Annotated in this window: 17 protein-coding genes; 11 read left to right on the top strand and 6 right to left on the bottom strand. The window is 48.6% G+C overall.

Going from position 1 to position 16,263, the window contains the following annotated elements; all coding sequences use genetic code 11:
• Positions 1-116 precede the first annotated feature (116 nt).
• The 8 genes from DXT99_RS20805 (at position 117) to DXT99_RS27765 (ending at position 7,868) form a co-directional block, all read left to right on the top strand.
• Positions 117-1,340 carry an amidohydrolase family protein gene (locus DXT99_RS20805; protein WP_220273426.1) on the top strand — a complete coding sequence of 408 codons (1,224 nt, stop codon included), beginning with the start codon at positions 117-119 and terminating at the stop codon, positions 1,338-1,340.
• Positions 1,341-1,601: 261 nt separating this feature from the next.
• The gene (locus DXT99_RS20800; protein WP_115567519.1) at positions 1,602-2,411 is read left to right on the top strand and encodes a helix-turn-helix domain-containing protein; all 810 of its coding nucleotides are present in this window, start codon (positions 1,602-1,604) and stop codon (positions 2,409-2,411) included.
• 88 nt (positions 2,412-2,499) lie between these two features.
• Positions 2,500-2,889 (top strand): ester cyclase, encoded by a 390-nt coding sequence (locus tag DXT99_RS20795; protein ID WP_115567518.1) that lies wholly within the window; start codon positions 2,500-2,502, stop codon positions 2,887-2,889.
• 494 nt (positions 2,890-3,383) lie between these two features.
• Positions 3,384-4,442, top strand: a complete 1,059-nt coding sequence (locus DXT99_RS20790) for a class I fructose-bisphosphate aldolase (protein ID WP_115567517.1) — start codon at positions 3,384-3,386, stop codon at positions 4,440-4,442.
• 161 nt (positions 4,443-4,603) lie between these two features.
• Entirely contained in the window at positions 4,604-5,503 is a 900-nt protein-coding gene (gene accD, locus DXT99_RS20785; RefSeq protein ID WP_115567556.1) for an acetyl-CoA carboxylase, carboxyltransferase subunit beta, read from the top strand.
• Between the two features lie 239 nt (positions 5,504-5,742).
• Entirely contained in the window at positions 5,743-6,492 is a 750-nt protein-coding gene (locus tag DXT99_RS20780; protein WP_115567516.1) for an OmpA family protein, read from the top strand.
• 290 nt (positions 6,493-6,782) lie between these two features.
• Entirely contained in the window at positions 6,783-7,487 is a 705-nt protein-coding gene (locus DXT99_RS20775; RefSeq protein ID WP_394851337.1) for an OmpA family protein, read from the top strand.
• Between the two features lie 246 nt (positions 7,488-7,733).
• Entirely contained in the window at positions 7,734-7,868 is a 135-nt protein-coding gene (locus tag DXT99_RS27765; RefSeq protein WP_262511374.1) for a hypothetical protein, read from the top strand.
• Between the two features lie 59 nt (positions 7,869-7,927).
• Here DXT99_RS27765 and DXT99_RS20770 read toward each other — a convergent pair whose 3' ends face one another.
• Together DXT99_RS20770 and DXT99_RS20765 are read right to left on the bottom strand one after the other, a co-directional pair.
• Positions 7,928-8,560, bottom strand: a complete 633-nt coding sequence (locus tag DXT99_RS20770) for a DUF2238 domain-containing protein (RefSeq protein WP_115567514.1) — start codon at positions 8,558-8,560, stop codon at positions 7,928-7,930.
• A 219-nt stretch (positions 8,561-8,779) separates the two neighbouring features.
• On the bottom strand, positions 8,780-9,469 hold the full coding sequence (locus DXT99_RS20765) for an MBL fold metallo-hydrolase (protein WP_115567513.1): 690 nt from the start codon (positions 9,467-9,469) through the stop codon (positions 8,780-8,782).
• Between the two features lie 247 nt (positions 9,470-9,716).
• On the opposite strand from DXT99_RS20765, the gene DXT99_RS20760 reads away from it, so the two are divergent.
• Positions 9,717-10,424 (top strand): endonuclease III domain-containing protein, encoded by a 708-nt coding sequence (locus DXT99_RS20760; RefSeq protein WP_115567512.1) that lies wholly within the window; start codon positions 9,717-9,719, stop codon positions 10,422-10,424.
• Positions 10,425-10,465: 41 nt separating this feature from the next.
• Here the strand turns inward: DXT99_RS20760 and DXT99_RS20755 are convergent, their stop codons facing one another.
• From DXT99_RS20755 to DXT99_RS20745, 3 genes are all read right to left on the bottom strand, one after another.
• Positions 10,466-10,756: a type II toxin-antitoxin system RelE/ParE family toxin gene (locus tag DXT99_RS20755; RefSeq protein WP_115567511.1), complete on the bottom strand. Its 291-nt coding sequence runs from the start codon at positions 10,754-10,756 to the stop codon at positions 10,466-10,468.
• Positions 10,746-10,979 carry a tRNA pseudouridine synthase A gene (locus tag DXT99_RS20750; protein WP_115567510.1) on the bottom strand — a complete coding sequence of 78 codons (234 nt, stop codon included), beginning with the start codon at positions 10,977-10,979 and terminating at the stop codon, positions 10,746-10,748. The genes DXT99_RS20755 and DXT99_RS20750 overlap by 11 nt, the downstream gene beginning before the upstream one ends.
• Positions 10,980-11,117: 138 nt before the next feature.
• The gene (locus DXT99_RS20745) at positions 11,118-12,011 is read right to left on the bottom strand and encodes a S66 peptidase family protein (protein ID WP_115567509.1); all 894 of its coding nucleotides are present in this window, start codon (positions 12,009-12,011) and stop codon (positions 11,118-11,120) included.
• A gap of 148 nt (positions 12,012-12,159) precedes the next feature.
• On the opposite strand from DXT99_RS20745, the gene DXT99_RS20740 reads away from it, so the two are divergent.
• Positions 12,160-13,686, top strand: coding sequence for an AbgT family transporter (locus DXT99_RS20740; RefSeq protein WP_115567508.1), 1,527 nt, complete (start codon positions 12,160-12,162; stop codon positions 13,684-13,686).
• A gap of 172 nt (positions 13,687-13,858) precedes the next feature.
• On the opposite strand, the gene DXT99_RS20735 is transcribed toward DXT99_RS20740, so the two are convergent.
• Complete coding sequence (locus tag DXT99_RS20735) at positions 13,859-14,458, bottom strand: outer membrane beta-barrel protein (RefSeq protein WP_246000887.1); 600 nt, start codon at positions 14,456-14,458, stop codon at positions 13,859-13,861.
• 450 nt (positions 14,459-14,908) lie between these two features.
• Between DXT99_RS20735 and DXT99_RS20730 the strand changes: the two genes are divergently transcribed.
• Positions 14,909-16,237: an amidohydrolase gene (locus DXT99_RS20730; RefSeq protein ID WP_115567507.1), complete on the top strand. Its 1,329-nt coding sequence runs from the start codon at positions 14,909-14,911 to the stop codon at positions 16,235-16,237.
• Positions 16,238-16,263 lie beyond the last annotated feature (26 nt).

Genomic DNA, 16,263 nt, shown 5'->3' with positions numbered 1-16,263 from the left:
TTGACAAAGGATGAAAGACTTTTATAATGTATCCAGGATGTGCTACTGATAGGAGTTACTTTATCGGCTGTCTTTCATCAAACAGGCCTTTGTCTTTTATCTAATATAAAATCATCATGAAAAAGAAGATACAACTGGCCGCTGCCCTACTGATGGGGGCGGTTATGTTAAATATGCCACAGGCTCAGGCACAGCAGTTGGCTATAAAAGGGGAAACGGTTTATACCATGGCCGGAGCGCCTATAAAAAACGGGGTGGTGCTGGTAAAAGATGGCAAGATAGAGGCAGTGGGTGCAGCTAATGCCGTGCAGGTGCCTCAGGGCTACGTCACTTACACAGCCAAGGTAGTCACACCCGGTTTTGTAGATGCCCATACTTCCGTAGGCCTGGCAGGTATCTATAACATTCCCGCCGACCAGCAGCAACTGGAGAAAACTGCTCCGATTCAGCCGGAACTCCGTGCCTTGGATGCCTACAACCCGCAGGAGGAGCTGGTGGAGTGGGTGCGCAACCATGGCGTGACAACTATTAACACCGGCCACGGGCCAGGTGCCTTGGTAAGTGGGCAGACCATGACGATTAAAACATCGCCGGATGGTTTTGCTACGCTGATGGATACCACGAAGATGATTGCCTTTACCCTTGGGGCAACAGTAGGAGAGAACTATAACTCTCCCAAGACCTCGGCCAAGGGCATGGCCATGCTGCGGGCCGAGTTGCAAGCAGCACAGGCGTATGCAAGAAAGGCAGCAAATGCGGATGTGAGTAAGCGCCCGGACCGCAACCTGAAACTGGAGTACCTGACTGGTATGCTGGATAAAAAGTACAAGGCGCTCGTTACGGCAAACAGAGCCAATGACATCATGGCTGCCCTGCGCCTGGCAAAGGAGTTTGACCTGGATATGATTCTGGACGGAGGCGCGGAAGCCTATCTTCTGATAGATGAGATAAAGGCTGCAGGCGTGCCTGTTATACTTCACCCCACAATGGCCCGGGCAAATGGAGATAGTAAAAACATGTCGTTTGAAACAGCGGGCGTGTTGGCCAGAGCGGGCGTGCCGATTGCGATACAAAGCGGGTTCGAGCAGTATGTGCCGCGGGCACGTGTGCTGTTATTTGAGGCAGGCGTAGCCGTTGCCAATGGCATGACCCAGGAACAGGCCCTGGCTGCCGTTACCACCACACCGGCCAGGCTTATTGGCCTGGAGCATCGCATCGGCTCACTGGAGAAAGGCAAAGATGCCGATGTGGTTCTGTTCGATGGTGACCCGTTTGAGTATACTACACATGTCTGCGCCGTCATCATCGATGGCAAAGAAGTGAACAAAGAGTGTAAATAAGCAAACAAGCTGATTTAAGAACAGGCTCCCATTCTTCAGATGAAGGATGGGAGTTTTTTTATGCATGCTTCAGGCTTAAATATTCCGTTACCAGCACTTGATTACATAAATAAGCATAGTTATATTTGGTATGTATAAATGAATATTTGAGCTGTGTTTTCGGTTTAGCCTGTAAATGTTCACCCGCTACAGGCTAAAGGTCGTTCAGAATCTCCAGCTCATTTGTTCTCAGGTTTTGTTTATCACCAAAATAGGCAGGTTATGATATATCTTAAATATCAACCCTCTGCTGCCTTACAGCCTTACGTCATGTGCTACTATGTCTGGGAAAACCAGCAGCAATTGGTAGCCCCCCTGGAGATACATTCTCCTCCTAATGGCCTTGGTGGAATGGTGTTCAACTATGGCGACCCTTATCAGGTATCGAATGAAAAAGGCAGCTGGGAAAGCGTGCCCAACTGTTTTGTAGCCGGGCAGTTTACAAAAAACTACACATTGCGCCTGAGCGGGAAGCTCGGTATGGTTGGTGTCGCTTTCTGGCCAGCGGGGCTTACCCACTTGCTAGGCATACCGATGATAGCATTTACTGGCCTGCGCACAGATTTAAACCTGGTGTTAAGGAGAGAAGCAGTTCAATTGGAGCATCAGATACTGGAAAGTAATACAAACCAGCAGCGGATTGCAGTGCTGGAGCAGTTCCTGTTGCATAAGCTTTATAACGCCAACCACACATTAGATGTGGTAGACGGTGCTTTAGCTACCATCATACAACACAAGGGTATTTTGTCTATCAGTCAGTTGTCAGATGAACTCTGCATTAGCCCGCGGCAGTTCAGGAGGCGCTTTTCTGAGAAAATAGGCGTGAGCCCGAAGTTATTTTCCCGGATCAAGCGATTTAACTATGTCTCCCACTTATCCACTACTTCTTCGGGTATCTGGATGGATCTGGTGCATGAAGGTGGCTATTATAACCAGGCACACTTTATCAGGGACTTCTGCGATTTCTCAGGTAAAAAGCCATCTGAGTTTGTGAACTATAATCGTGCGTTGGCAGCACTAGTTGGTGCCTGAGAATGTCCCTTTTTTACAATAAATAAAAAAAGTATAGTTCTAAATTTAGTTCAAATAAAACAGTGTAAAAAAAAAGGAGACCCAAGCCATGATGACCACGGAGCAAAGCAAAAGACTAATGCAGGAGTATTTCCAGGCCATAAGCCAGGACAAATCTGAAGCTACGATTGACAAATACATTGCCGACCCTGAGTTGAAAGGCCATATCATTCTCTTCGAGGCAAGCCTGCCGAACTATCAGGTAATTCCCAAAGACATGATTGTGGAAGGAAACAAAGTGGCTTTACGGGGAACGGTTGAAGCCGAGCATAAAGGGGAACTTTTCGGTATAGCGCCAACCGGTCGGAAAGTAAGCTTTGACCTCTTTGTTATTTACGAATTAGGAAGCAATAAAATTGTCAACCACTGGATGCAAGCTGACACAGTAGCATTGATGCAGCAGATTGGCAGTTCCCCGGTGGCGGCCACTGCACATTGATTGCTGCATCGGTTGGAAAAAACAAAACCCCTCCTTTAAGTAGTGCCATAGATAGAAGGCAGTAATCCCTCCTCTTATGTACTTCATATGGCTGCAAGTACACCACCTACTGCCATAAGACCTTTTTGATTAAGGTTGTTATTTCTTTCTCCTGGCCTGCAAAAAAGTCCTTCACCACAAGAAGGACTTTTTTTGTTGCCCATAGAGAAGGTGGCACCTATGCAGAGCAGGATAATTGCCAGGAAAGCCTCTGTGTCAGGTGCTTTGCATAGGTAATTGGCGTTTTCTTTATGAGCAACTTTTTAAGCTGCTCTTAGTATAAATTTTGAAGGAGCCCTTCAAAACAGGTTTCCTCACAGGCCAGACAAGACAGCTTTGCACCAACCGGAAGTAAAATCTTCCATCAGGAGTCGCTCTTGTATATAAATGCCTCAGCACCTCTTTTATTCGTAATCACTAATCCACATAGTGTCTCCATTTAAAATTTAAAACAGATGACATACGATGATATTGTTTCGACTCTTGGTCAGGATGCGGATAACCTTTTACTGCATGAAAGCAAAACCTTCAGGAAAGAGCAGCTGCATTTGCCTGGGCCTGATTTTGTAGACAGGATTTTTGCCCAGACCAATCGCAGTCCGCAGGTGCTGCGCAACCTGCAGCAACTGTTTGACCATGGCCGCCTCGGGGGCACCGGTTTTATCTCTATTCTGCCCATCGACCAGGGCATCGAGCATACAGCAGGCGCTTCCTTTGCCCCAAATCCTATTTACTTTGACCCGGAAAATATTCTGAAGCTGGCGATAGAAGGTGGCTGTAATGGGGTAGCCACTACTTTTGGTAACCTGGCAATGATGTCGCGGAAGTATGCCCATAAGATTCCGTTTATTGTGAAGATCAACCACAACGAACTGCTGACTTACCCTTCCAAGTACAACCAGATTATGTTTGGCTCTGTGGATGAGGCCTGGAATTTAGGTGCGGCAGCCGTGGGTGCCACTATCTATTTCGGCTCCGAAGAATCGTCGCGGCAAATTATAGAGGTAGCAGAGGCTTTTGAGCGGGCGCACCAGTTAGGCATGGCCACCATTCTGTGGTGCTATACCCGCAACAGTGCTTTTAAAAAAGACGGAACGGATTATCATGTAGCTGCAGACCTTACAGGCCAGGCCAACCACCTCGGGGTAACCATCCAGGCGGATATCATCAAGCAGAAACTGCCGGAAACCAATGGAGGCTTCACCGCTGTCAACTTCTCTAAGTCTGATAAAAGAATGTATACCGAACTGAGCACCGACAACCCCATCGACCTCTGCCGTTACCAGGTGGCAAACTGCTACATGGGCCGCGCCGGCCTTATCAATTCAGGTGGCGAGTCGCAGGGGGAGTCTGATTTGCAGCAGTCGCTGCGAACCGCCGTTATCAACAAGCGGGCGGGCGGTACGGGCCTTATTATGGGCCGAAGGGCTTTCCAGAGAGAATTTACAGAAGGCGTGGAGCTGTTACATGCGGTTCAGGACGTGTATCTGGCAAAAGAGATTACAGTGGCATAATTTGTAGCACAACTGCTGATTATTATATATTTTTGTAGCCTGCCTCTCCTGAAGCCTCTGTGAGGGAAGGATTGGGGCAGGCTATGTTTTTTACACTTTGCTGCCTGGCAAAGAAATAGTACCCAACATTTAAAAGTGCTGCAAGCACGCTTTTGTCTATGATGCCTTGGTTTAAAAGAGTTGAAAAAGGAATTCACACGCCCACAGAGGAGAAGAAGGAGACGCCGGATGGGTTGTGGTACAAATGCTCCGAATGCAAAGCAGTTACCAGCATGGCCGAGCACCGTAAGAACATGCACACCTGCGTGAAGTGCGATTACCATGACCGAATTGGTTCTAAAGAGTACTTTGCCATTCTGTTTGATGACAACGAGTTTACGGAGATGGACGAGAACCTCACTTCTGGTGACCCACTTGATTTTACAGACTCGAAGCCATACCCGCAGCGCATTGCAGCCACAGAAAAGAAAACAGGTTTAAAAGATGCCGTTCGCACAGCCTACGGTAAAATAAACGGCCAGGACATTACCATCGCCAGTATGGACTTTGCCTTTATCGGCGGATCGATGGGCTCGGTGGTAGGTGAGAAAATTGCCCGCGCCATAGACCATGCCCGGCAGAACCGCACCCCGTTCCTGATGATTTCCAAGTCAGGTGGTGCGCGTATGATGGAAGCCGGTTTTTCCTTGATGCAGATGGCGAAAACATCGGCAAAGCTGGCGCTTTTGTCGGAGGAAGGGTTGCCTTACATTTCCCTGCTAACTGATCCGACAACAGGTGGTGTAACGGCCTCCTATGCTATGTTAGGTGATTTCAATATTGCAGAACCCGGTGCGCTGATTGGCTTTGCCGGCCCGCGCGTGATTAAAGAAACAATTGGCAAAGACCTGCCAAAAGGCTTCCAGAGTGCTGAGTTTGTGTTAGAGCACGGCTTCCTTGATTTTATAGTAGACCGTAAGGCAATGAAGCAAAAGCTGACAGACCTGCTGACCATGGTGCTGCCAAAGGAGGCGCCAAAAAGCGAAAAGCCTAAAAAGCGCAAAGCCGCACAGGCATCCTAGTATGTTGGTTTAAAAATAAATCAGCGGGGCCTGCTATACTTTTATAGCAGGCCCCGCTGATTTACAGATAGATATAGCAATTTCATTTATAAGAGCTGAAAAATATATAATCAGGTAAATATTAATAGCCGGGTTTGTTACGTTTTGGCATGAGAGTTGTTCTTAATTGATGAGCATGCTTCATCAATTAAGAACATTTCAACAACTAACATATTAGCCAAAATTTTACAGTACAGACAATGAAACTATTAAATTTATCCCTTAGCTCATTTTTAGCCGCAACCCTGCTGTTTAGCTCGTGCCAGTCTACGGCGCCAGTAGCGGGCTCAGGCGATTACGAAACAACGACACAAGCCAAAACCGCTGAGCAGGAAGCCGACAAGCCCGGCATGAAGAAAACCACAAAAGGCGGTATAATCGGAGCCGGTGGTGGCGCCGTGATTGGTGGTTTGATTGGTAACAGATTAGGTAATACTGCCGCTGGTGCCATTGTAGGTGCGGCCGTAGGTGGTGCCACAGGTGCCGTGATCGGCCGACGTATGGATAAGCAGGCGGAAGAACTGGAGAAGACCATGGAAGGTGCTAAAGTAGAGCGCGTAGGCGAAGCCATCCGTGTGAATTTTGACTCCGGTATCCTTTTCCAGGTGAATTCTGCAGAACTGAGCCCTAATGCAAAGCGAGATATCGATAAACTGGCAAAAACGCTGAAAGACTATAATGGCACGAATGTTATCATTGAGGGACACACAGACAACACCGGTTCTTACGACCTCAACCAGCGGCTGTCGGAGCGCCGTGCGGAGGCAGTGGCCTCTTATGCCCGTAGCTTAGGTGTAGAAAATGGTCGCTTGCAGGCGAAAGGCTACAGCTTTGACCAGCCGATTGCTGATAACACAACGGTAGAAGGCCGCCAGCAGAACCGCCGTGTAGAAATCATCATTGTGGCCAACGAAGAATTAAAGCAAGCCGCCGAGACTGGTGCACTTTAAGAGCAGCTATAACTCCCTGCTTTTATTGAGGAGCGTCCGTTTAGCGCAGGCTGGCGCTGCTTCTTCTGCCCCTCTTGCCTGTGGAGCCATTATTCCCTAAAACCTGACAATACAGGGAACGTTAAATAATGGATACATAAACGTGCGAAACACAAACCTTTGGGCTGCACAGCCGTTTAAGTGCTGATTGACGGGGAGAGGGGACTTGTAGAAACCGAACATTTTAAGAGAGTAAGAGTAATATTTACCACTGGACTTTGCGGTTCATAAAATTTACAAAAATGAAGAACATGAAAAACCTGAGAATTTACCTTTCGATATTTGCCATGCTTGGCTTTTTATCTACCTCCTGTACCTCCAGCCAGCAGGCTGGTACTGCCTCTGATAACGACGGAATGAACAAGACTACAAAAGGCGGTGTGATTGGTGCCGGTTCTGGTGCCGTGGTAGGTGGCGTAATTGGTAGAGTGGCTGGTAACACAGCTGCAGGTGCTATTATTGGTGCCGCAGTGGGTGGAGCCACGGGTGCCGTCATCGGCCGGCGTATGGATAAGCAGGCCGAGGAATTGGAACGCGACCTGGAGAATGCGGAAGTAGAGCGCGTTGGTGAAGGTATCAAGGTTACGTTTGATTCTGGTATCCTGTTCCAGACGAACTCTGCGCAGTTACAGCCAGCTGCCCGAACAGAAATCACAAAGCTTGCCGAAACACTGAAGAAGTATCCGGACACGAACATTGTGATAGAAGGCCATACAGACAATACCGGTTCACGTGAAATTAACCAGCCATTATCTGAGCGCCGTGCCCAGGCTGTAGCAGACTATGCCGCCTCTTTGGGTGTTGATCGTAGCCGTATGACCACGCAGGGATATGCCTTTGACCAGCCGGTTGCCGACAACACTACTGAAGCTGGCCGCCGTGAGAACCGCCGTGTAGAGATAGCTATTTTTGCAAGCGAGGAAATGAAGAAAGCCGCTGAACGAGGCGAGTTGTAATAACAATCTGATATTTGATTTTCTGCCAGCCGCACTTATGTGCGGCTGGCTTTTTTTACAGCCATGAACTTGGCAAAAGTATGGTTGAGATATATATTTTTCCGGCCGTAAGAAATGATTGTAAGCTCTGATGAAGTTATTTTTGTGATGCATTCAGCCTGCTTACCGGAAGCTGATGGAAGCCTGTTGGCAGTAGCACGCGCTGTAGCTTGGCAGAAAAATTAAGTATATAGGCTAACTGAAAGTATGATTAAGAAATTCTTATACATGGCTCTCCTGAGCCTGTTGATCACCGCCTTTTTTAGCGCCTGCGAACGGCTGGTGGACAAAGCCTCTGTAATTACCAGCACAGGAAAAGGTACAGCCGCAGAGATTAAGTAATTGCTTTTTTGAGTGACAGCTGTTAGAATGCTTGCAGCCATTCAGAGCATTTCTTTCAGTTACCGCCGGCGCTTCAGGGCAAATGCTACTCCCATCGCTACTATGCCACCCACAAATGCTAAGGCAATGTCTTTCTGAGCATCCCAGATGTCTCCCTGCATCCCCAGGAAATCCATGCCCTGCTCAGTACCACTAAACGCCACATCGGCAACAAGCCACTCCACTATCTCATAGAGGGCACTCAGAGATAATATAAACTCTACCGGCATCAGGAAAGTCAACCAGTAAGGCTTGATTTTAAAGCCGTAGGCCAGCACCTCATGCATGGGATAAGCCAGCAGGAGGCCAAAACCAAGGTGCACTAACCTGTCATAGTGGTTTCGTTGAAAGCCGAATTGTTCTTTAAGCCACTCACCAAACGGATTCTCAGCATACTGATACTGGCTGCCATACACATGCAGCAACAGGAACAGGAATATAAGCGTGTAGCTGGTATCCGAGAAGCGAAAGATATTGTAAAACGCCACCAGAAAAATGATCAGGGATAGCGTGAGTGTGTTTTCCAGCAACCAGTTTACCAGGTCAGGCGTGGTAAGCCCTGTGTAAACCCAGAACCCGGCAAACAGCAGGCTATAGAGTATATGCAGGGGCTGGCTCAGGTATGGCCTTTTGGCATCTGGTCTTGCGGTCATGGTTACATGGTACTTCAGGCAGAAGATTTTTGTTCTGCAGCGTTAACCTTTAAGCGCAAGATAGGTTTAAGTGTACAAAGCTTTCAAAGCATAACATGCTGTATATCCGGCATTTTAATTTTAACAACACTCCGTAAAGCAGCAACAGCAATTTGTTTTATGCGCCTGAAAAGGGAGAAGGAATGTTGAAGGCAATTAGGAGTTTGATAGTAGCCGTAGTTACGCCATCAGCGCCTTTTCGTAGAATACCAGCCTGATAGGATTGTCTTGGGGGCTTTGGGTGGGATCGCAGTGGTAACCGTACATGTCAATGCCGTTTATGTAAGGCAGCAACTTCTTATAGTAGGTGTGGCCGGTGTTATCGGAGTTAAAGGTAATGTCGTGGAATACGCTTGTCTTTTTCCCCGGTAGCCGCTCTAATTTTTCAAAAAGCACTTCCGGTTTACTTAAGTCTCCGGAGTATACAATGCGGCTCTCATTATCAAAAATATAAGCGTAAGTCTGCAGGCCCTCCGAGTGCTGGCCGTAGGTGTCAATGGATATAATGCCCTCTACCTGATCGAGGGGCACGAATTCTGCATATTTATCCGGATCTTTTACCTGTAGTTCCAAAAATTTGTAAAGCTGCTGCTTAAACTGCTCTGAAGGGTAAAGTATAATGGGGCGTTTGCTCTTCTCCACAATGTGTTTGTAGAGGAGCAGGTTTGCCAGGCTGCCGCAGTGGTCGTTGTGTAAGTGTGTGAGTACGATATGATCTATCTTCTGTGTCAGATTCTTCTCTACCAGCGTTGGGAACACGGTAAACCCACAATCAATCAGTAAGTTGATATCCCGGAATTCCAGCAAAGCAGCCGAGTTGCGATAGTCGGTATCAAATGCTCCGCCTGTCCCTAAAAATTTAATTTGCATACAAGTTTATAAATGTGACAACATAGGCTGCATTGAACAGATTAAAGCATATAGCGGAAAAGGGTGAAAATAGTTGTGTATATAGTTATATTTTTTATGGGGATGTTAAAGACTTTAAGGTAAACCTATAGAATACAGTAGTCACTGTATTCAGCAGTTGCGCATTGCATGATCGTTGACTGCGAAATATCAAAACCAACACAGGCACAGGCACTGTCGTAAATCAAAGTCCGATAAGTATAAGCCTATGGATGCTCACAAACTGCCCCAGGAAGATAAAACGCTGATGACGCACGAGTTGCTGAACGAGGCCTACAAGCGCCTAACACTGAATAGCCGGCGCGACCCAATGCACGAGTTGATATCTACCATGCTCTCGCACCGCACCAACCATGCCGACGAAGAGAAAGCTTACCACACCATGCTGGAACGCTTCGGCGACTGGGAGGGCGTAATGAACGCAGACGTAGACGAACTGGCGGATGCCGTGCAAACAACCCGTTACCCGGGGCAGAAAGCTCCTCAGATACAGCAGACGCTCCGCATGATAAAAGAGGCTCAAGGTGAAATAAATATTGATTTTCTGAAAGAAATGCCTGTGCAGGAGGCGATGGATTGGCTTACAAAACTACCGGGCGTGGGCTTGAAGACGGCTACGTTGCTCCTGCTGTTCAACTTCAAAAAACCTGTGTTGCCTGTTGACACACATGTGTTCCGGGTAAGTCAGCGGGTAGGGCTAATCGGGGCGAAGGTAACGGCCAACAAAGCGCACGACCTGCTCCTCCGGATGCTGCCACAGGATGCCGTAGAACTCTTCAACTTCCACAAGCACCTGTTCTGGCATGGCCAGCGCATCTGCACCTTCTACAGCCCGAAATGTGAGCAATGCGTGCTCAACAGCATCTGCAACTACTATCAGGATGTGCGGGAGAAGGGGATAGATCAGGCGGCGTAGATTACAGGAGGAGTGTTGCTTTGTAAGGGTAGTGCTAACAATTACTCTTTGAAAGGATCTTGTTCATATTTGGTAAATCCGAACACCTGGACTTCCTGTGATTTCAGGTCTACTTTATAAACTGTGATATAACCTCTGAAAACCAGATCTCTTATGTCATCTCTGTCAAAGAAAACTGACTTCCTGTTTTTAAAGGGCATTCCAGGAATCTCTTTGATTTTTAAAATCAGGTCATTTTTGAATTTTCGTGCAGCTGCCGGTTTATCTTTGGCAATATACTCTATCTGAGCATTTAACTTATCTCTGAAGCCTTTCGTGACTTTAAGCTTCATGTTTTCGGATAATAGATTCCAGGTCTTTGTCAAGTTGCGGCAAATCAATGAACTCGGCACTACCTTCTTCGACCCTTGTCAGCTCTTGTTGTAAATCTTGTTGAATGGACACAAACTCTTCGTCCTCCTCAATGATTTGCAGTTCATCTTTACTGAACTTGTTGAGGAACCACATTAAATGCTTGTATACTTTTTCGTTTACCCTTAATCGTATAGTCTGCATAATCTATTTTTTATTTCAATGTATAATTTAAAACGGATAAGTGGACTTGTTGTTATTATCACTAAAAATGCGCCATGAGGTTGTTCTTGCATTCCTGAATGTCTTCTCATATCAGATGCAACAGCAAACTACAACCAACTATACATACTTCAACACCGCCCCCTGCTCACTTACCTCCAGTTTCGCGTCACGGCCACAAACCAGTGCTAAGTTCAGCGGCTCATGCCCCACCGGAAAGCCGTAACAAACCGGATAGTTATACTTGCCCGTGTGTTCCAGAATAATTTCGTAAGCCGTTTTGCCGAACGGAAGGGCAGGATCCTTCATGTCACTCATGTCGCCGATGATAAGGCCGGAGAGCTGCGCTAATTTATCGCTGCGGTCGAGGTGCACCATCATGCGGTCGATGTGGTAGAGATACTCGTCCAGGTCTTCCAGGAAAAGGATTTTGCCTGCGGTGCTGCTATCAGAGCGGGTGCCGGTGAGGGTGCCCAGCATGGAGAGGTTGCCGCCAATGAGTTGCCCCTGTCCGGTGCCGGTGCGGTTAAGTTCATGCGGTGCAATTGTATAGGTCAGCTCCTCCCCAAATAAAACCTTACGCAGCGTCTCGATAGCGTCAGCGGTACCTTCCTTAGGAAACAGCAAGGGCATGATGGCATGTACGCTTTCAATACCGAGGGTATGGATGTGGCTGTGCAGTGCTGTGACATCACTAAAGCCAACGAGCCACTTTGGGTGCCTTTTGAATTGCGTAAAATCCACCTGCTCGATGATGCGGGTGGTGCCGTAGCCGCCACGGGCACAAACAATGGCTTTGATGTTCTCATTGTCAAGCATCTGCTGCAGGTCCTGGAGGCGCAAAGCATCATCGCCGGCAAAGTAGTTGTAACTGGCGCCAATTGTTTGCCCCAGTACCACCTTTAGGCCCCAGCTTTCGAAGGTGCGGATGGCAAGCTCTATTTCAGGGAAGGTGATTTTACGGGCAGTGGCAATAATGGCAATGCTGTCTCCGGGTTGTAAAGCAGGAATCATAGGAAAATGTGTTAGGCGAAAGCTAATATAGGGCTTTTCAGATAAAATTTGCGGGGGTGCCATTTTTTGGCCAAATTCGGAACCTCTTGAGGTGTCTGTTAGCAAATGAAGCTGCTGCGCTACTGAGAAGCAAATTCTAACCTTTCTTATGACTGACGGACAAAAGAAGAAATCAGGAGTAGACAAGTTCCTGTCGGTGGTGGAACGTATCGGCAATGCCCTGCCGCATCCCGCCACACTTTTTGCTGGTTTTGCCCTGTTGGTGGTGATTTTATCATGGGTGGCAAGCTTATTTGACTTGGCCGTGGTGCACCCGGGTACCGGAGAGACCATCACGCCCTTTAACCTGCTCTCCACGGAGGGATTACACATGATCCTGACGCGCATGGTGACCAACTTCACCGGCTTCGCACCGCTGGGTACGGTGCTGGTGTCCTTATTAGGTATCGGTATTGCGGAGGGGACAGGTTTGATTGGGGCGGTGCTGCGCCTGGTGGTGCTGTCGTCGCCGAAGCGCCTGCTTACATTTGTCCTTGTTTTCTCCGGCGTACTTTCAAACACAGCATCAGAGGTGGGTTATGTGCTGCTGGTGCCTTTGGCTGCCGTTATCTTCCTGGCGGCGGGCCGCCATCCGCTGGCTGGCCTGGCGGCGGCGTTTGCCGGGGTATCGGGTGGTTATAGTGCGAACCTCCTGCTGGGCACCGTCGATCCGCTGTTGGCTGGTTTGTCTACAGAGGCGGCCAGGATCATTGACCCGAACTATGCCGTGAACCCGGCGGCGAACTATTATTTCATGTTTGTGTCTACCTTCATTATTGCGGCACTGGGTACCTGGGTAACGGAGAAGGTGGTAATTCCGCGGCTGGGGGAGTATGAGGGAGATGAGAAACCGCAAAGCATAGACATGCTGAATGCACAGGAAAAGCGCGGTCTGCTGTATGCCACCATTGCCATTCTGCTGATGACGGCGTTTATCCTGGGGGGCCTTATACCAGAGAACGGCTACCTGCGCGACCCGGATACAAACGAGATCCTGCACTCGCCCTTTATGTCGGGCATTGTGGCCTTCATCTTTTTGCTGGCGGGTATAGCGGGTATCGCGTATGGCGTGGGCGCGAAAACCATCAAGAACGACAGCGATGTGATGCGGGGCATGGCCAAGTCGATGGAAACTCTGGGATCATACATTGTGCTGGTGTTCTTTGCGGCGCAGTTTGTCGCCTACTTTAACTGGACTAACCTGGGGCTGATCCTGGCTATTAACGGGGCTGATGTGTTGAAAACACTCGGGCTGAGCGATATCCCGCTCATGATCACGTTCATCATTGTAGCTGCCCTCATCAACCTCGTAATGGGTTCTGCATCGGCCAAATGGGCGATTATGGCGCCGGTGTTTATCCCAATGTTCATGCTGCTGGGCTATACGCCGGAGTTTACGCAGGTGGCTTACCGCATCGGCGACAGCGTCACCAATATCATTTCCCCAATGATGTCGTATTTCGCCCTTATTGTTGCGTTCATACAACGCTATGATAAAAATGCGGGTATCGGTACGGTCATTTCAACGATGCTGCCTTACTCTGTGGTGTTCTTCATCGGCTGGGTTATCCTGCTCATTTTCTGGATTCTGCTGGGGCTCCCGGTTGGGCCAGGGGCAGAAATGTATATGCCTTGATAGTTGGACAAAAGTACCAGGACAAGCGACAAGACTCTCCGGGCAACATAGTTGGCCTTGCAAACCTGAAGGGTAAACTACGCGAGTGAGTACGCAAGGTGACATTGTCTCTTTACTTAAAAGCGAAAGCCACAGGTGGTGTCTCATCTGTGGCTTTCGCTTTTAAACTACCCTACCTGATGAGCTTATAGCCGAGACTGACGATAAACTGCTGGTTGCTCACCTGCATGCCGGTCTGCTGAGCTGTGTTGGTGAGCTGGCGGTTTACCAGTTCATACCTGACGTCGGCCGTAATACTACCAATATCGAGCCCGACGCCTGCCTGAAAGCCCCAGTCTGCTTGCCGCATGTACTGTTTAATGTCCTGCCCTTCCTGCCTGGCGCTGAGGAGGGTGGAGGAGACCGGCCCAGCCTGCACACGCACTACATCAAAGAAGGTATAACCGACCATAATAGGCACATCGAGGCGGTTAAACCTGAAGTCTTCTACCCGAACACCCATAATGTCGGTGCCCGATACTTTAATTTGACCACCTGTGGTGGTTAAGACAGCCTCCGGCTGCACAAAGAAGCCGGCCACCTGAAGGCGGGCAAACGCGCCGGCATGGTATCCGGTCACATTTTCTGCTTTGGTGTATTGCCACGGGTCGTTGCGGACTTTTTGTATGTCTACATTTGCGGTGCTCAGTCCTGCCTTCACACCTGCCTGTAACTGCGCCTTTGCTGCCACACTGGTAGCCAGCAAAGCCAGTAGCATAATTACTTTCTTCATAGTTCCAACGTTTAATCCAGGTGCTGTTTTACAGGGTATAACGTTGGGTGAATAAAAATGGTATGAAACGACAGAAGCCACACCCAAGAGGGCGCGGCTTCTGAACTTAGACGGTAGAAAACTTACTTACATCTCACCTTAAACAAGTATACCGTAGCAATTAAGCTAATCAAATGTAACAATTAAGCGGCACTGCGAATGTTAAATTAGACGAAGGGATTGCTTTCATGGGCCATTAGCTGGAATAAATAGACGAACAGTATAAAAGCGACACGAAAACAGTGAGAAATATACTCCTTTCGCTATTGCTATGAACTTTGCTTCGAGGCTATCAGCTACTACAGGATGTATTGCCACAATACCTGTACCCTTACTTTTATGCCTGCATGGGGGAGATGGGTATTTTCAGGTTAAAGCTGTAAATTACGCTGCATTAAAATTTTATCACCTGTGAAGAAAATTTCCTTACTCCTTGCCCTGGCCCTTTCCGCTGGCTTTAGCTATGCACAATCTCCTGTACTAAAAGAAGTCAGCGCCTATACAGACAAAAATTATCCGGCGCTTGACAAGCTCTATAAGCAACTCCACCAGAACCCGGAGCTATCGCTGCAGGAGGAGAAAACAGCCCAGGTGATGGCCAGCGAACTGAAGAGTCTTGGCTTTGAGGTGATGGAGAAGATGGGTGCCCATGGGGTAGTAGGGGTACTAAAGAACGGCAAAGGACCAACTGTCCTCATACGGACGGATATGGATGCTCTGCCACTGGAAGAGAAAACCGGCCTCCCTTACGCCAGCACAGCCAGGGGTGTGAACGCAGCAGGAAATGAGGTAAACGTGATGCATGCCTGCGGGCACGATATCCACATGACTGTGTTTACCGGAACGGCACGGGCACTGGTACACACAAAAAACCAATGGAAAGGCACATTGGTCATGGTGGCGCAGTCGGCGGAGGAGAACGGATTTGGCGCAGACCTGATGTTTAAGGCTGGCTTATACGATAAAATTCCTACCCCTGATTATGCCATTGCCATGCATGACAATGCGTCGCTGCCTGCCGGCAAAATCGGTTACCGTGAAGGGGCTTTTATGGCCAGTGTGGACATGATGGACATCACCGTGTTCGGGCAGGGTGGCCATGGCGCCGCGCCGCACACCACTATAGATCCGGTGGTGCTCAGTTCCCAAATGGTGCTGGCGTTCCAGACTGTTGTCAGCCGAACAATAAACCCGATAGAACCTGCAGTAGTCACGGTAGGTTCTATACATGGCGGCACAGTGCACAACATTATTCCGGACGAGGTGAAGCTGCAACTCACGCTGCGTTCTTACTCTGACGAGGTGCGGGAGCAGATTATCTCCTCCATCCGCCGAATCAGTAAGAACTTAGCCGAGTCCGCCGGCTTGCCAGAAAATAAAATGCCCGTTATCAGCATCCGCGACCCACAGACACCGGCTACTATCAACGATCCTGCATTAACTAACAGGCTCGTAAGCGTGCTACGTAAGAATTTTGGAGAGGAGAACCTGGTAGAGATGCCGCCTAATATGGTAGGAGAGGACTTCAGCCGGTTTGGCAGGCAGGAAAAGGAGGTGCCTATCTGTATGTTCTGGCTTGGTGCCGTGGATCCGGCCAAAGTGCGGGAGGCAGAGCAAAAGGGAGAAGCCTTGCCTTCGCTGCACTCCCCTTTGTTTGCACCATTACCGGAGCCAACCATCAAAACAGGTGTAAAAGCGATGAGCGCTGCCGCCTTGGAGCTGTTCGGGAAAAGTAAATAATTTAGAATTTTATTTGTACCTGGTAT

This window comes from Pontibacter diazotrophicus (assembly GCF_003367245.1).
Taxonomy (GTDB): Bacteria; Bacteroidota; Bacteroidia; order Cytophagales; family Hymenobacteraceae; genus Pontibacter; species Pontibacter diazotrophicus.
The sequence above is the reverse complement of the archived record's forward strand: the minus strand, read 5'-3'. Positions and strand labels throughout refer to the sequence as shown.

Excerpts from the sequence above, each read along its gene's own strand:
- DXT99_RS20805 (WP_220273426.1), top strand. The coding sequence starts at position 117 with ATGAAAAAGAAGATACAACTGGCCGCTGCCCTACTGATGGGGGCGGTT.
- DXT99_RS20800 (WP_115567519.1), top strand. The coding sequence starts at position 1,602 with ATGATATATCTTAAATATCAACCCTCTGCTGCCTTACAGCCTTACGTC.
- DXT99_RS20795 (WP_115567518.1), top strand. The coding sequence starts at position 2,500 with ATGATGACCACGGAGCAAAGCAAAAGACTAATGCAGGAGTATTTCCAG.
- DXT99_RS20790 (WP_115567517.1), top strand. The coding sequence starts at position 3,384 with ATGACATACGATGATATTGTTTCGACTCTTGGTCAGGATGCGGATAAC.
- accD (WP_115567556.1), top strand. The coding sequence starts at position 4,604 with ATGCCTTGGTTTAAAAGAGTTGAAAAAGGAATTCACACGCCCACAGAG.
- DXT99_RS20780 (WP_115567516.1), top strand. The coding sequence starts at position 5,743 with ATGAAACTATTAAATTTATCCCTTAGCTCATTTTTAGCCGCAACCCTG.
- DXT99_RS20775 (WP_394851337.1), top strand. The coding sequence starts at position 6,783 with ATGAAAAACCTGAGAATTTACCTTTCGATATTTGCCATGCTTGGCTTT.
- DXT99_RS27765 (WP_262511374.1), top strand. The coding sequence starts at position 7,734 with ATGATTAAGAAATTCTTATACATGGCTCTCCTGAGCCTGTTGATCACC.
- DXT99_RS20770 (WP_115567514.1), bottom strand. The coding sequence starts at position 8,560 with ATGACCGCAAGACCAGATGCCAAAAGGCCATACCTGAGCCAGCCCCTG.
- DXT99_RS20765 (WP_115567513.1), bottom strand. The coding sequence starts at position 9,469 with ATGCAAATTAAATTTTTAGGGACAGGCGGAGCATTTGATACCGACTAT.
- DXT99_RS20760 (WP_115567512.1), top strand. The coding sequence starts at position 9,717 with ATGGATGCTCACAAACTGCCCCAGGAAGATAAAACGCTGATGACGCAC.
- DXT99_RS20755 (WP_115567511.1), bottom strand. The coding sequence starts at position 10,756 with ATGAAGCTTAAAGTCACGAAAGGCTTCAGAGATAAGTTAAATGCTCAG.
- DXT99_RS20750 (WP_115567510.1), bottom strand. The coding sequence starts at position 10,979 with ATGCAGACTATACGATTAAGGGTAAACGAAAAAGTATACAAGCATTTA.
- DXT99_RS20745 (WP_115567509.1), bottom strand. The coding sequence starts at position 12,011 with ATGATTCCTGCTTTACAACCCGGAGACAGCATTGCCATTATTGCCACT.
- DXT99_RS20740 (WP_115567508.1), top strand. The coding sequence starts at position 12,160 with ATGACTGACGGACAAAAGAAGAAATCAGGAGTAGACAAGTTCCTGTCG.
- DXT99_RS20735 (WP_246000887.1), bottom strand. The coding sequence starts at position 14,458 with ATGAAGAAAGTAATTATGCTACTGGCTTTGCTGGCTACCAGTGTGGCA.